Source organism: Rhodopseudomonas sp. B29 (assembly GCF_000333455.1).
In the GTDB taxonomy this organism is placed as follows: domain Bacteria; phylum Pseudomonadota; class Alphaproteobacteria; order Rhizobiales; family Xanthobacteraceae; genus Rhodopseudomonas.
On record NZ_BADD01000334.1, the window covers coordinates 13,443 to 28,356 of the forward strand.

Sequence of the window (14,914 nt, forward strand, 5' to 3'; positions counted from 1 at the left end):
TCGAGCGCGGGCGCTGTCGTGGTGTCGGCTGTCGATGACTCCGAGATCATAGGCATCGCGATCGGCGTCGGCGCGGCGACCGGCTCGGTCGCCGGCAACGGCTCCATCGCCTACAACGCGATCAACAACGCGGTCGTGGCGCAGATCGGCCACGGCGTCACCAGCAGCGATCCGAGCGGTGTCGATACGGCGACCGTCGACGCCGCGGCGGTGTCGGTCACCGCTCAAGACGGCGCGACAATTCGCGGGGCGGCCGGCGCGATCTCGGTCAATTTCGGCGGCGCCAATGCGGTCGGCCTGTCGGCGTCCATCGACCAGATCGGCACTTACGTGTCGGCCTCGATCCTCGGTGCGACGGTGACGGCCGACAACGCCATGACGGACACCGCATTTGTCGGCGGCAATCTGCAGGCCGGCTCGGTGATCGTCGGCGCTGCCTCGACCGCCGACATCATCAGCGTATCGATCGGCGCCGCGATGTCGGTCGGCAACAGCTCGCCTCAAGCGTCGCCGCAGGCGAATCTGGCGAGCTTGGTGCAGCGGATGGCGCCGACGCGGCCGACCTCGCTGGTCGGCTACGGCGGCGGTGGCATTACGCCGCCGACACAGCCTCAGCCCCCGTCCACGCCGCAGCCGCCGTCGAACGGCCTGGCCGGCGCCGGCTCGCTGGCGATGAGCACGGAATCGACCGCCGTGATCTCGACCATCGACCAGGGCGGCCACAATCGCGGCTCGACCGTTGCGGCCAACAACAACGTCGTGGTCTCCGCCGCCAACGTCGACACCATCGCCGCCTATGCGGGCGCGGTCGCGATCTCGATCAACTCGGGCAAGGGCATCGGCGCGTCCGTCGTGGTCAATACGATCAACGGTATGACCAGCGCCGGCATCGCCAATTCGACGGTCGATGCGCATGCCGCCGGCAGCGCAGCGACGATCGACAACGGCATGCTTGCGACCGACATCGATCCGAGTGCGGTCGTCAATCCTGGTAGCGCGCCGTCACTGGCGGACGGCACAACCACGGTTCAGGGCGTCGCCGTGGTGGCGAATTCGCAGCAGACTGCGAAGACGATCTCCTTGGTCGCTGCTGCATCGACCGCCGGCCTCGCGATATCGGCCAACGCTGTCACCAGTATCATGGGCGGCCTTACGCAGGCGTCGATCCAGTCATCCAGCATCAACACCAATCTGACCGCGGGCCAAGTCTCGGCGGTCTCCGTGCTCGCGTCGAGCGCGTCGTTCAGCAACAATCTCGATCTCGGCATTTCCGCCTCCGGCTCCGGAGCCAGCGGCACCGCTGCGCTCGTCATCAACATGATGAACCGCACCACCTATGCAAAAATCGATTCCACTAATATCGGCTCCGCTGCCGTAGCGGCAGGGGCGGTCAGCGTGTTCGCCAACGCGTTCCAGGGCACGGCGACCGAAGTGGTCGGCGCGGCCGGCTCGGGTAGCAGCGGAGCCTTGGCCGGCTCGGCGCTGACTAACCAATTCCAGGCGTCGACGATCGCGACGTTCGATCACGGCACCACCTACGCCAGCAGCCTGTCGGTGATTGCCAACGGCAAGAACGGGTTCTTCGGTGCGCTCGGCGCGGGTGCGGCCGGCTCGACCGCCGGCATCGGCGCCACCGTGCTGGTGGCGCTGTTCGATAACACCGTGACGGCGCGGGTCGGCGACCGCGACGCCTCGACGGCAGCGACGACGATCAATTTGACGGGCGCGCTGAGCGTGCTCGCCTCCAACACCACCGACATGAACAGCTACGCGATCGTCGGCGCGTTGGGGGGCACTGCTGGCATTGCCGCGCAATTCTCCGGCATCTTCGTCGACAACAACGTCTCGGCCGAACTGGACAACGCGACGGTTACGATCACGTCAGCGGCCGCGCAGCCTCCTGTCACCACAGTCGCGGCGACGGAAACGGACTCGATTGCCCCAGTGGTCGGTGGTCTGTCGGGCGGGGGAACGGTCGGCGTCGGCGCCGCGGTCAATCTGGTGATGCTGAACAGCAGCACGGCCGCGCAGATCGCCGGTTCGACGCTCAACACGCCCGGCGCGGTCGTCGTCAGCGCGCTCAGCACGCGTGACGTCAACCCGGTCACGGTGGTGGCGAGTCTCAGCGGCCAGGTCGGTCTCGCCGGCACCGTGGGCATCGTCCGGGTCGGCTCCGGCGCCACCACCGACGACATGAGCGTGCTTAATTCAGGCGCTAATTCCAACGACCCGAACAGCGGCACGCTGGGCAATGCCGGCGCCGCCACCGGCACCAATCTGGTCGGTATGGTCAGCGGAGGTGTCGACGGCATCTCGGCTCAGATCTTGTCGAGCAACGTGACGGCCAGCTCGATCGGCGTCGGCGCAACGGCGCGGACTTCGGTTCAGAACGCGGTCGGCGCGCTTGCGATCGGCGTCGGCGTCACCGGCGAGGGCGCTGCGGTCGCCATCACCGAAGTCGACCAGCAGGTCACTGCCAAGACAAGCGGCGGCACACTGACCGCCCCGATGATCATGATCCAGGCCACGGCCGGCAATCATGGTGGTTACGCGGCCAGTTCGATCGGAGCGGCCGGCGCCGGCGGATTCTACGTCGGCATGGGCGCTGCGGTCGGCAAGGCGCAGATCAACAACACGGTGGTTGCCGAACTCGGCTCGACGACCAACGGCGGCTCCACGGGGCTTGCTTCCGGTTCGGTGTCGGTCGCGGCGTCGGACAATTCCACCGCGAATGCATCGGGCTATGGCCTCGGCGTCGGCCTCGGCGCAGTCGGCCTGTCGCTCGCCACCGCGACGCGGACGAGTTCGGTGACGGCGGATATCGCCGCCGCCACCACGGTGAGCAATTTCGAAGGCGTCACCGTCATCGCCAGCACTGGCGGCGGGCTGAGTTCGAATACGGTCGCGGGCGCAGCCGGCATCATCAGCGGCGCCGGCGCCTCGGCCACCTCGACCGATGGCGTCACCGTTCTTGCCAAGGTCGGCGCCGGTTCGACGATCACAGCCGGCGATGCCGGCCTCCTGGTCAGCGCCTCGGCGGCCCCGGTCGTGTCGAGTTCGTCAATTGGTGTCGCGGCCGGCAATGTCGGCATCGGCGCCTCGGTGGCGATGTCGAACGTCGATATTCAGGTCAACGCCTTCGTCGACGACAACTCGACGATCTCGGGCGGTCCGCTGTCGATCACCGCCTCGGCGCTGGTGCCGACGTCCGAACATTCGGCCAGTGCTTCCGCGGTCGGTAGCGGCGGCGGCATGATGCTGGGCCTGCAGGCGACTTACGTGCAGGCATCCAACACGTCACGCGTCAACGCGTATGGCGGCAAGAACCTTCATCTTCCGACTGCCGACGTCACCATCGCGGCAGAAAACGACACCAATCAGTATGCGTCAGGTACGGGCATCGCAGGCGGTTATATCGGTGCCGGCGCCACGGTCGCGGAGACGTCGTCCTACACGCGCACCAATGCCTATCTCGACACGGGAGCCGTGACGAACACTACCGGCGCGCTGTCGATCAGCGCGACCGGCGCCGACAGCAACACGTCCAACTCGATCGCCGGCTCCGGCGGCTTCGTCGCCGGCGCGGCTGCGGTCGCCACCACCAGCGCCGACAACATCACCACTGCGGAGCTGCGCGGCGGCAGCTCGACCAACACGCTGTATCTCGCCGGTCTCGGCATCAACGCGCAGCACACCGCCACTTACGCGGCAAATGGCGACGCTTATCAGGCGTCAGCCGTGGGCGCTAGCGGCGGGCAGGGCACCAACACGGTGACCTCCACCGTCAACGCCAATGTCGGGCCGAACCTGATCGTGCATTCCGCCGGCGGCAACATGAACGTGATCGCCTCCGACTCGGTCAATCAGACCAGCGGCGGCGCGCGGGCCGGTTCCGGCGGCGTGCTGGCCGGCGCGGCGACGATCAGCCAGGCCACAGTGACTCAGACGGTCAACGCGCTGATCGGAAACAACACCATTCTCAGCCTGGACGACAATCCGGCGACCTCGATCGCGCTGATCAATATCGAGGCGTACAACTTCCTCAACACCACCGACACGGTCAGCATGAACGTCGGCGGTCTGTTCGCCGGCGGCGGAGCGTCCTCGACGATGGACGCCACGACCCACAACACCGTCACCATCTCGGACGGCGTGCGGCTGTTCAGCGCCGGCGGCATCGCCATCGGCACGGCGGCGAACATGACCGCCAACAACAATGCCAATGCGAATTTCTACGGTCTGGTGTCGGGCGGATCGGCTTCGGCCAACGCGGTGCAGAACGCCTGGCAGGCGGTGAACGTCGGCGCCGCCAACATCCAGGCGTGGGGCCTGATCAACATCTACGCCGGCCAGAGCGGCGACGGCAGCTACACCACCAAGATCAAATCGAACGGCACCACGGTGGTCTACAACTACACCGTCTCGTCGATCGTCTCGGCCTCGGTCGCGCATTGGGGCGGGGCCACGGCCAACAGCTACACCAATCTCAATCTCGCCACCGGTTCCGCCGTGCTCGGCGCCAACAATGTGTTCCTCGGGGCCGATCCGGGCGCGACGATCACCAATGGTTCGGGTTCGCTGTACAGCCCGTTCCTGTCGATCTTCTCCTCGGTCGATCGCGACAACAGGAGCGCGACGCCGGTCACGTCCGGCGACGTGATGATGGATGGCCTGGTCGCGGCCGGTATCCACAACCAGCAGATCATCACCATCAGCTACGGCGGCCAGGTGACCTATTCGTCCGGCGGTTCGCCTTGCGATGCTGCGGCGCTGTTGTGCGCGCTCAGCCTCGTGCAGGTGTCGGACCCGACCCAGTTCAATCCGATCGTCAGCTACAACAATCAGACCATCCAATATGCGTTGGTGCCCGGCTTCAATCCGAAGCAGGACGTCCTCAATCAGATCGCCAGCCTGAGCGGTCTGACGGTCGCGCAGGTGCAGAGCGCGGTCGCGGCGGGCCAGAGCATCGCGGCCGTGAACGATGATGCCGCCGGCACCAAGCAACGGCAGATTGCGACCTATCTCCAGCAGCTACCGTATATGTCGGACCAGACCGGTGCTGCCTACGCGTTCGGCAATATTCTTGGCTCGGCTGGCAACGTCTCGATCCTGGCGACGACGCTCCACGGCGATATTGTCAACGGCGTGACCCCGACCGTGATGGCGCGGGATTCGGCCAAGATCAGCATCGACAATCAGGGGCTCGACTTCCTGTTCACGTCGCAGCTGACGCTGAGCAGCATCACCGGCGGCAACGTCAATTTCCTGCTGGCTAACGAGAGCAACATCGTCCGCGACGCTACCCACGGCATCACCATCGTGCGTGATCAGAGCGCGCAGACGCCGACGATTTCGCTCACCGCGAGCTGGAGTGCGACCAACGATGCCCGGCAGCCGGTCGATCAGAACGGCAATTTGCTGACGACGACTCCCGACATCTATCTCGGCGGTACCGTTACCAATGTCAGCGGCCTGCTCAATATCGTCGATCAGCTCGGCAATGTGCTGATCACCCGCGACGTTCGCGCCGGCACCGTGGTGATGACGGTGCCGAACGGCCTGATCGGCGGCAATCTCGGCGCCAACAGCGTCTACAACACGAACTACGACGTCGCGGCGCAGTGGACCGGTGTGGAATATCGGCCGACCGACGTGTTGACGGCGGTCTATGCGGCGGCGACCTACATGGGAATGTACGGCACCGGCGATGGCACGCTCGCCATCGGCGGCAACTGGGGCATGTTCCCGTATTATTATTACACCAACCAGCAAGGCTATTCGGGCACGCAAGCAACCGTTACCTCGACTTGCGCAAACGGCGCGTGCGATGCCAGCACGGTGTTCACCGCACGTATGCTGGCCGCCTACTACGACGGCGCGAACAATAGCAGCCCGTCACTGTACTCGTGGATCTTCCTGCCGGTGGGCGAGGGCGTGACGCCGAGCTCCGGCGGCACCGCCGCGTCGTGGGTTCGGAACCAGTACCTGAACCAGGCCTATTCGGGCGACAGCGGACCGATCAACTACGCGACCGGCGGCAACTTCTTCCAGGTCGTCCAGATCCAGAACCAGGTCGTGAATGGCGTTCAGGCTCAATCGACTTCGACTGCGAGCTCGGGGTCGCTGGTCACGGCCGGGAAGGCTCTGATCCTGTCGGCGTCCGCCATCAACGTCAACGGAACCCTGGAAGTCGGCCAGAGCAGTAACTACTCGGTCAATATCGGATCGTCGGCGCAGACTCAGATCGCATGGATCAATGCGGATCCGGCGCGTCTGGCCGCCGCGCAAGCATCGGCCGCGGCCGGCAAGTATTACGACCTCACCAATTACATCACCACCGTCAATGCCAACGACGTCAAGGTCACAGCATCCTACGACGCGTTGACCAACCAGATCCTGCTGAGTCCAGTCGTGCAGGGCACCGGCGGCTACGTCTATCTCAACGGCACCATCCTCAGCACATCGACCTCCGGGTCGAGCCAAGGCAACATCATCGTGCACGGCGGAGCCGGCACGGTGACCGTCAACAACACCACCGGAACCACGCTGGTCACCAATACGATCAACACCGGCGTCAGCGCCGCCAGCGTCGTGCAGATCGTCGATCATGGGCAGAACCAGACGAAGTGGTACGTCTACAATGCCGGTGCGCCGGCCGATCAACAGGTGACGATCTATGTGGCCAACGGCATCACTGCCGGCAGCTACGCCGGTCTGCAGGGTGTCACCACGGCCAATTCCGGGCTGACTTACCAGCCGGCCAATCTGCTGTATCAATGGACCGACTCGGCCTCGCTGTCGCGGACCGCGACCAACGACATGTCGGTGTTCGGCTGGCACTTCGACCAGACGGGATCGGTGTACCAGACGATCGACAATTATTGGTCGCGGTCGGCGCCGCAGATCGTGGCCGGCACCCAGAGCGCCAATTTCCAGGAAAGCGTGTGGGCGACCGGGTCGTACACCGGCTATCAGGTCTCTACCGGGTCCGACAAATGCTGTGGCACCGATTTCCACGGCACTTGGTACCAGGAGCGGTTCGATCATCTGCAGCTGGTGATGACCAACAGCGTCAAGGCCAATTACGCGATCGGCATCAGCTTCACCGGCGGCGGCACCAGCAACATCGCGGTGACGTCGAACGCCAGCGTGATCGTCAACGCCTCGATCAACAACCTGCAGGGTAACACCGCGATCACCACCACGGGCGCCAATTCGGCGATCGTCGCCGGCGCTGCGCCGTTCGTCTCCGGCGTGTCGGTGGCGTTGAACGGCCAGGGCGGCGTCGGCACCGCGACCGCGCCCATCCCCATCGCGACCTATGGCAGCACGTTCTCTGCGAGCTCGATCGACCACGAAATCGCGGTGACTGCGGCCGGCGCGCTGAACATCAACCAGGTCAGCGTCAATCCAGGTGTGAGCGGGAACGCGCCGCGCGGCGACGTCTACATCACGGCGGCCGGCGACATCACCGCGGCGTCGGCCTACAACGTCAGCAATCCGGTCATCTCCGGTCGTTCGATCACCATCAACACGACCGGTGGCGCGATCGGTGCCCGCACCTCGACCGACAGCACCGGGCTGGTCCTCACCAACATCAATCCGATCGTCATCCAGGCGACCGGCACGGCGCTGTCGAACGGCAACTATGATGGCGGCTTGCTGAACAGCACGTCGGAGAACGGCACATACCTGGTGCAGTCGTCCGGCGACCTGCGCATCGGCCAGGTGACGTCGCACGGCGCGGTGTTCCTCGCCGCGATGGGCTCCGACGGCCGCTCCGCCAGCATTCTGAACGGCGTCACCACGGGTGGGCTGACTGCCGACCAGAGCGCCTATCTGGCCAGCGTGTGGGCGAACCTCAACCTGCTCGGCACCGGCATTGCGGGCGCGGTGACGTCGTATCAGGCGATGATCAACGCCGCCTATAACGACTACTGGCAGCTGCGCAACATGGCGTTCGCCGCCGACGGCACCTACAGCATCACGCCGCTCGGCGCGCAGACGATCGCCGCCCAGCTGGCCGCTAAGCTCGGTGTCGATCCAAGCCATATCAGCACGGCTCAAATCGAGACCGAGGCGATGAATCGCTTCGCCAAGGACGAGTATCTGCTCGGCATCACGGCGGAGAAGGTCGCGGCCCAGCTCGGCATTCCGGTCGCTCAGGTTTCGCAGGCGCAGGTGGCGGCGGCGCTGCCGGTGTCGCTGGACGTCTTGTTCGGCACTTCGGCAGGCCAGACTTCGCAGTTCCAATGGGCGGTGCAGACTGCTGACTTGACGGCGGCATTGGCGCCGGGCGGCTACAGCGCAACGTTCTCGTACACGCTGCCGACCACCTCGACGCTTTACGCTAGCCTGACCTCCGGCTCGCGTTGGACGCTCGATCAGCTCACCTACACGGTCAGCCCCGGCGCTAATCCGGAGAACGGCGTGTCCGCGCCGGCCATCGGCGACCTGCCGCTCAATGTCAGCGGCCGTCAGGTGATGCTCTATAGCCCCAACGGCAATATCGGCAGCCTGGCGACGCCGGTGACGTTCAGCTTCCGCAGCGACGACGCCTCCAACCTGACGGATGCGCAAAAGGCGCTGCTCGCCTCCGCCGGTCCTGGCCAGTTGTCGGTGACGACCGCGCCTGTCGCGGGGGCTGGCGGCGTCAGCCAGTACACGGTGACGATCCAGCAGCAGAGCCTGCTGATGGTCAACGCCGTCGGCCCGGTGTCGGCCAAGGCACTGGCGCAGGTCTATCTCGGCAGCGCCGGCGACATGCCGCTCGGCGGCATTCCGACGTCGTCTTATGGTCCGATGACCGCGGCCTATTCGGCCGGCGTGCAGACTACGCAGCCAGGTCAGGTCCGGCTGCAGGCCCATGGTAGCATTCTCGGCGGCACGCCGGGGCAGGTCGCGATCTCCGGAAACATCGCCAGCCTGACGCTGATCGCCGACACCGGCAGCATCGGTCAGGCTCTGACCTCCACCACCGACGGCAGGCTGTTGCTGGCGCTGACCGGATCGACCAACGGTGTCGTCGATCAGGTCCAGGCGCGGCAGGGCGTGTACCTGCGCCAGACCACCGGCGACCTGATCCTCGGCAACGTCAACGCCGCCGACGTCCAGTTCTCGGCGAGCGGCAGCATCTACGCCGAGGCCGGCTTCACCGATCGCAACGCGGTGCACATCGTCGCGACTTCGCTCGATCTGCAGGCCGGCGGTTCGATCAGCTTCAACGGCGCGTCGTTCCAGCCGCTGCAGCTCAACGTCTCCGGACCGATCACCGGCTCGGCCGTCGGCGCCATCAGCCTGCTCAGCCTGCGCGCGACCGGCGCCATGATCGTCGGCACCGCCACCGGCGGCTCGCTGACCGCCGGCGGCGCCCTCACGCTCAACTCGGTGAGCAACGGCATCACCATCAATGGCGACGTTCAGGGTGGCGGCGCGGTGCAGATCATTGCCAACGGCGCCATCCTGTTCGGCAATGGCCTCGTCACTGACCCGGTGACGCTGCAGAGCACCGGCGCCGGGGTCACGCTGATTTCGTCGACGCTGTCGATGGGCAACTACACCGACATCGCTGCCGCGGGCGCGATCTCAGTGACGACCACCGGCGACGCGACGATCGGCCGCCTGACGTCGGCTCTGGCGACGGGTGATGCGATCACTATCGTCGCCGGCGGCCCGTCGACCACGGGCGGCATCTTCATCAACGGTGATGGCCGCGCCAATCTGGTGGCGACCGGCAGCAGCGCCGACGTGTCGCTCACGGCCAGCGGGGCGATCGGCACCAGCGCAGCGTGGCTGCAAATGTCGTCACCGCTCACGCATCTCTCCGGCGGAGCCGATGTCTATCTGATCGCGCTGTCAGGCCTCCACATCACCAGCGCCACCGCGAGCGGTTCGTTCATGCTGTACGGGCAGGGCGCCTTGACGCTGGATCCGATCACGGCGGGCACGCAGGTTTCGATTGCCGGCAGCAGCACGCTGACGCTCGATACGGTGTCGAGCGGCGGCTCGCAGATCCTCCATGCCACCGGCGGCGTCTCGTTCACTGAACTCACGACCAACGGCATCGCCGGTGCTAACGGCGATCTCGGCAACATCACGGTGACCTCCGATGGCGGTTCGATCGGCGGCGGCAGCGTGGCGGCCAACGGCTCGGCCACCTTGACGGCTGCGACGACGCTGACGGGTGCTACCTTGACCGCAACTCATGGCCTCGCGAGTTTGACGGCCGCTGGCCTCATCAACTGGACCACGCTCACCGCCGGCACGACCATCGGCGCCCGTTCGACGGCCGACGCGTTGCAGCTCGGCAGCACGTCGAGCGGCGGCACGCAGACGCTGCGGGCAGCGAACGATGTAACCTATACGCGGCTTGCGACCACCGGCATCACCGGCAGCGACGCTGGCGACATCAACGTGACGTCCGATAACGGCGCCGTCACCGGCGGCAGCGTTGCGGCCAATGGCTCGGCGATGCTGACTGCAGCGACCACGCTGACCGGCACCACGCTGGCCGCGACGCACGGCTCCGCCGGCCTCACTGCCGGCGGCCTGATCGACTGGACGTCGCTCACCGCCGGCACCACGCTCGGCGCAAGCTCGACGGGCGGTGCAATTCAGCTTGTGAGTACCTCGAGCGGCGGCACGCAGACGCTAAGCGCGGCGGGCGACGTCACGTTTACTCAGCTCACGACGTCCGGCATCACCGGCGGCGATGTGGGCGATATCAACGTGACGGCGCAGAACGGCGCTATCACCGGCGCAACCAACAACAGCATCTCGGCCAATGGCTCGGCGACGCTGATCGCGGCGACCACGCTGACCGGCAGCGCGCTGACCGCGACCCATGGGCCTGCCAGCCTCACAGCCGGTGGCCTGATCGACTGGACGACACTGACCTCCGGTACCACGCTCGGCGCGCGCTCGACCGGCGGCGCAATCCAGCTCGGCAGCACCTCGAGCGGCGGCACTCAGACACTGCGGGCGGCGAACGACGTGACGTTCACGCAGCTTGCGACCACCGGTATCACCGGTGGTGACGTGGGCGACATCAATGTCGTTTCTGATAATGCGGCGATCGCTGGCGGCAGCGTCTCTGCCAACGGTTCCGCGACGCTGACGGCAGCGACGACGCTCGCGGGCAGCACGCTCGCCGCGACGCATGGTTTCGCCAGCCTGACGGCAGGTGATTTGATTGACTGGACTTCGCTCACCGCCGGCACCACGCTCGGTGCGCGCTCGACCGCAGGCGCGCTGCAGCTCGGTACGACGTCGAGCGGCGGCACCCAGACTCTGCGCGCAGCCAACGACGTGACGTTCACGCGGCTAGCGGCGACGGGTATTCCGGGCGGTGACGCCGGCGATATCAACGTGACGTCGGACCAGGGCGCCATCACCGGCGCACCCGCTGGTAGCAGTATTACGACCAATGGCTCGGCGACGCTGATGGCAGCGACCACGCTGACCGGCACGACGCTTGCCGCAGCCACAGGGGCGGCGAGCCTCACGGCAGGCGGGCTGATCGACTGGACATCGCTCACTGCCGGGACGACGCTCGGTGTGAATTCGACCGGAGCGACCATCCAGCTCGATAACGCGCAGAGCGGTGGCACGCAGAAGCTGCATGCCGCGCAGGCGATCAGCTTCGCTCAGCTGACGACGACCGGCATCGCCGGTGGTGACGCCGGCGACATCAACGTCACCTCGGACAACTCGTCGATCACCGGCACCGGCGTCTCGGCCAGCGGTTCGGCAAATCTCGCCGCGGCGACGACGCTCACCGGCACCACGCTCAGCGTGGCGAGCGGCTCGGCGAGCTTGACTGCCGGCGGCCTGATCACTTGGACGTCGCTGACCGCGGGCGCAGCGCTCGCGGTCAACTCGACCGCAGCCGCGATTCAGCTCGGCACCGCCTCCAGCGGCGGCACGCAGAATTTGCACGCCTCGCAGGGCATCAACTTCGCCCAGCTCACCACCACCGGCACCAATGCCGATGCCGGCGATATCAACGTGACCTCCGACAATGCCTCGATCGCCGGCGGTAGCGTGTCGGCCAACGGCGCGGCGACCTTGACGGCCGGGAGGGGCGACAACACCGGCAACAGTCTGACAACGACGCATGGCGACGCGGCGCTGTTCGCCCGTGGTCTGCTGCGCTGGAACAACATCCAGTCGGGCGGACGCTTCGGCGCCGTGGCCTCCGGCGGTCCGATCGAACTCGGCACCGCGGTGAGCGCGGGTAGTCAGGTTCTGCTGGCCTCTGGCGATATCACCTTCGACCGGCTGCAGGCCGATGGCACCGCCACTGATCCGGGCGCGATCACGATTCACTCGCTGGGCGGCCACGTGCTCGGCAAACAGCTGCTCGCGCATGGCGGGGTCGGCATTGCCTCGGCGACTGATATCGACTTCGACCTGCTGCAGGGCGATGTCGTGGAGCTTGCGACACCGCGCAACATTTCAGTTCGCTCGCTGAGAGTGGGCCGCTCGCTGCAACTGGCAGCCGATACGATGGACGTCGCGGCGTCGCAGCTCGCGTCGCCGACACCGCTGCAGATGATGGTGACGGGCTTCGGCGACGTTGCGGCGACCTCGGCTAACCTCTCGATCGATACGCGTGCCGTCACGATCAGCCGTTACCGCGTCGTGGACTCGACAATCGCGACGACGGCCCAGCAATTCGTTCTCGAACAGGGCAATGTCGACGGACATATGCTACTCGCCGCGCCCGTCGGACTAATCCTGCTTGACGACCGCAGCCTGGCGCCGGTCAATAACGTCAATGTTCAATTGTATCAGCGTAGTCACCTGTTCACTTTGAGTCAGCTTGGTCGCACCACAATCAGCGATGCGCAGGTCGTCTGGTACGACCCGGCAGTAGCGTCGATTATCATCAACTACGCTGGGAGCGGCGGTGACGTCACCGGCACCTCGTTCATCCGCAACGCCGTGCAGGACATGCGCCAGGGTGGTGCCTTCGATGCCGGCAACGAGGCGAAGGGAGGCCTTGCGACTCTGTATCTGCTCGGGCCGCAAGGGCTGTTCCGGTCGCCGTTGGCGATGCCGGTTGAGGCGCCGGTCGGCGGCCCGGCGGTGAACCTCGGAGGCCGGCCGAGCGAGAAGCGCAGGCCGGTTCGAGATCGGCGCGCGAGTAAACCGAAACCGGGGAATGCGCACGTCGCATTCGCCGTGCGATAGACGACGATGTCGCCACATCGAACCATCCAGCGGCCCGTGCGAGCAGGGCCGCTTGTCGGTTTAGCGGCCGCACTGTGGAGCTGCGCCGCATCGGCGCAGTCGGCCTTGCCGCAGGTCGATCCCGGCCAGATCGAGCGCGATGTCGAACGTCAGCGCCAGCGCATCGAGCAGCAGCAACAGGCGCCGAAGCAGCTCGGGCCGGCGGTGACCGGCCCCGCGCGGCCGCCCGCGATCGTCATCCCCGGCGGCGGCCCGCGTTTTCTGCTGAAGAACGTGGAGTTCGACAACTCCGCATTCCTGTCCAAGGAAGAACTCGCCGCGATCGCCGCCAAGTATATCGGCCAGCAGATCGATATCGCCGGGCTGCAGACCATGGTGGCCGAGGTCAACAAGCTTTATGTCGACCGCGGCATCGTCACCGCGATCGCGACGCTGCCGCCGCAGACTGCGACTGCCGGCGCCATCAAGGTGGCGCTCACCGAAGGCAAGCTGCAGAAGGCCGTCATCGAAGGCAACAAGCAGACCTCGACGCGCTACATCGAGTGGAGCATCCATCCGCCGCCGGGCGAAGTGCTCGATGTGCCGAAGCTGACCAACGACGTCACCTGGTTCAACCGCACAAACGACGTCCAGATCAAGGCACTGCTGCAGCCGGGCGCCGATTTCGGTCTCACCGATCTGCAACTCGCGGCCATCGAGCCGGCACGCAACACGCTGCAGCTGTTCGCCGACAACCAGGGCGTTCAGACCACCGGCCGCGGCCAGCTCGGCGTCTACTACAAGCTGCATGGTCTCGCCGGCATCGATGACCGTTTCACGTTCTACGGCATCAAGTCGGAGGGCAATCTCAGCGGCAACGTCGCCTACAACATGCCGTTCAATCCCTGGGGTGGTCGGGTTGGCGTCAGCTACACCGACGGCAAAATCAAGGTCATCCGCGGTCCGTTCGAATCCTTCAACGTCACCGGCAAGTCCGACCAGGCGGCGGTGAACGTGTCGCAGCCGTTCATCGCCAATCAGAATTGGCTGATGCAGGCGATCGGCGCCTACGCCTATGGCAACTCGGAGACCGATTTCACCGGCGTGGCAATCACCAGCGGTCGTTATCAGAAGGCGACGGGCGGCGTTTCGATCAGCGCCATCGGCGACAATTACTCGTTCACCTTCGCGCCGGCCTATAACAACGTGGTCTGGACCGACAAGATCTTCGGCGGCGTGCGCAATTTCGACACCACGACCGGCACGCTCAACGGCACCGTGAAATTTCCGCTCGACTTCTACGCCGTCGGGCTCGGCAGCTATCAGTACACCTACGCCAAGCTGGTCCCTGGCGATCAGTTGTTTTCGGTCGGCGGCCCGACCACGGTGCGCGGTTTCCCGACCAACGTGGTCGCCGGCGACAGCGGCTATTACTACAACGCCGAGCTGCACCGGAACATGTCGGACGTGATAAAGGGGCTCGATCTCTTCGTCTTCATCGACGGCGGCTCGGTGTATTCGACCGCGCCGCATCGAACCATCCTGAATTCGTCCGGCGCCGGGCTGTCCTGGACGCCGGTCGAGTCGCTGACGCTGGAGGCGAGCTTCGGCGTGCCTTGGCGGCCCGTCGTCCCCAATCAATCACATGGCGAATTTTACGGACGCGTCAGCTTCCGGCCTTTGGCCCTGCTGAACGTCAAATGATCGCGCGCTCGCGCGCAACCACCGAAAGGAAACGACC

Annotated in this window: 2 protein-coding genes; both read left to right on the forward strand. The window is 65.8% G+C overall.

Going from position 1 to position 14,914, the window contains the following annotated elements:
* Positions 1 to 21 precede the first annotated feature (21 nt).
* Positions 22 to 13,194 (forward strand): hypothetical protein, encoded by a 13,173-nt coding sequence (locus I5M_RS11980; protein WP_148287864.1) that lies wholly within the window; start codon positions 22 to 24, stop codon positions 13,192 to 13,194.
* Between the two features lie 105 nt (positions 13,195 to 13,299).
* Positions 13,300 to 14,877 (forward strand): ShlB/FhaC/HecB family hemolysin secretion/activation protein, encoded by a 1,578-nt coding sequence (locus tag I5M_RS11985; RefSeq protein WP_307705638.1) that lies wholly within the window; start codon positions 13,300 to 13,302, stop codon positions 14,875 to 14,877.
* The last annotated feature ends 37 nt before the right edge of the window (positions 14,878 to 14,914 follow it).